At 64.7% G+C, this 1,885-nt stretch carries 2 pseudogenes; both read left to right on the top strand.

What is annotated here, in order from left to right:
- Window positions 1-134 precede the first annotated feature (134 nt).
- A pseudogene (gene istA, locus M9H71_RS25015) lies at window positions 135-1,684 on the top strand (IS21 family transposase).
- A pseudogene (locus M9H71_RS25010) lies at window positions 1,617-1,784 on the top strand (ATPase); the annotation flags it as partial. The pseudogenes istA and M9H71_RS25010, both read left to right, overlap by 68 nt.
- Window positions 1,785-1,885 lie beyond the last annotated feature (101 nt).

The raw sequence follows: 1,885 nt of genomic DNA, 5'->3' as shown, positions 1-1,885 counted from the left end.
TCGAGCCAATCTACCCACGCGATGTGTTTTTTCATGGAATAGGGACCCCGCTGCGGGGCTGATTTTCACCCAATCGGGACCCCGTTGCGACGGGTCCACACTGGTCTCCAGGACAACTGGAGGCCGTGATTGGGATGCTGGTTGTGGAGACGATCGCCAAGATTCGCCGGGCGTATTTCAGCCACGGCAAGTCGATCAAGGAGATCTGCCGGGAGCTACGGGTCTCGCGCAAGGTGGTCCGGAAGGTCATCCGATCGGATGCGAGCGAGTTCCGGTACGAGCGTTCACGTCAGCCTTTGCCGCGGATCGGTCCATGGCGAGAACAGCTCGAGGCGCTGCTGGAGGCGAACGAGAAGCGGTCGGCGCGCGAGCGGTTGACGATCATCCGGCTGCACGAAGAGCTTCGCGCGCTCGGCTACCCGGGCAGCTATGCCGCGGTGCGGCGCTACGTGATCGCCTGGCAGACCAAGCGCGCGAGCGCGGCGGCAGCGGCGTTCGTGCCGGGCGAGGCCTACCAGTTCGACTGGAGCCACGAGATCGTGGTGATGAACGGCGTGACGACGACCGTGAAGGTCGCTCATATGCGCCTGTGCCACAGCCGGATGTTCCTGGTGCGCCTATCCGCGGGAGAGCCAGGAGATGGTGTTCGACGCGCACGAACGCGCCTTCGCCTTCTTCAGGGGCGTCTGCACGCGCGGCATCTACGACAACATGAAGACGGCGGTGGAGGCGATCTTCGTCGGCAAGGACCGGCAGTACAACCGCCGCTTCTTGCAGATGTGCTCGCATCATCTGGTCGATCCGGTCGCCTGCACGCCGGCGTCGGGTTGGGAGAAAGGCCAGGTCGAGAACCAGGTCGGTCTGGTGCGCGAACGCTTCTTCGCGCCGCGTCTGAAGGTGAAGAGCTACGACGAGCTAAACGCCTGGCTGATCGACAAATGCGTCGCCTACGCCAAGAGCCACGCCCATCCCGAACGGCCTGAGACGACGATCTGGGCGGCGTTCGAGGACGAGCGGCCGCACCTGATCCCCTATCGTGGCCGGTTCGACGGCTTCCACGCGATGCCGGCGTCGGTGTCGAAGACCTGCCTGGTGCGATTCGACAACAACAAATACTCGGTCAGTGCCGGCGCTGTCGGCCGGCCGGTCGAGGTCCATGCCTATGTGGACCGGATCGTGATCCGCCAGGACGGCCGCGTCGTCGCCGAACACGCCCGCTGCTATGGAGGCGGCGAGACCATCTACGATCCCTGGCATTACGTGCCGGTTCTGGCGCGCAAACCGGGCGCCTTGCGTAATGGCGCTCCGTTCCGGGACTGGGTTCTGCCGACGGCGTTGGAGCGCGTAAGGCGCAAGCTGGCCGGGTCCAACGACGGCGACCGGCAAATGGTCTCGATCCTGGCGGCGGTCCTGACCGACGGATTGTCCGCGGTCGAAGCCGCCTGCGGCGACGCGCTGGCCGAGGGCGTCCATTCCGCCGACGTCATCCTCAACATCCTGGCGCACCGCCGCGATCCGCTGCCGATCGCGCCCATCGCGACGCCGGCGTCACTGACGCTGCACCACGCGCCGATCGCCGATTGCGCCAGATACGATCAACTCAGGAGGGCATGAGCATGGAGCGCACCGAAGTTCTCGACATGATGGGGGCTTTGAAGCTCTACGGCATGCGCGCCGCCTATGACGAAACGCTCACCCTCGCGGTCAAGCGCAAGCACGAACCGCAGCGCTTCGTCGGCGACCTGCTCAAGGCCGAGATCGCCGAGAAGCAGGCCCGCTCGATTGACCTGCCCCTGAATTTTTCCTCCAGTTGGAGTTAGAGTCCGGCCCTGACGAGGACGGACTGATGAAGCGAGCAAGGTTCACGGAAGAGCAGATCATTGCG

Source organism: Rhodopseudomonas parapalustris (assembly GCF_053772255.1).
The sequence above is the reverse complement of the archived record's forward strand: the minus strand, read 5'-3'. Positions and strand labels throughout refer to the sequence as shown.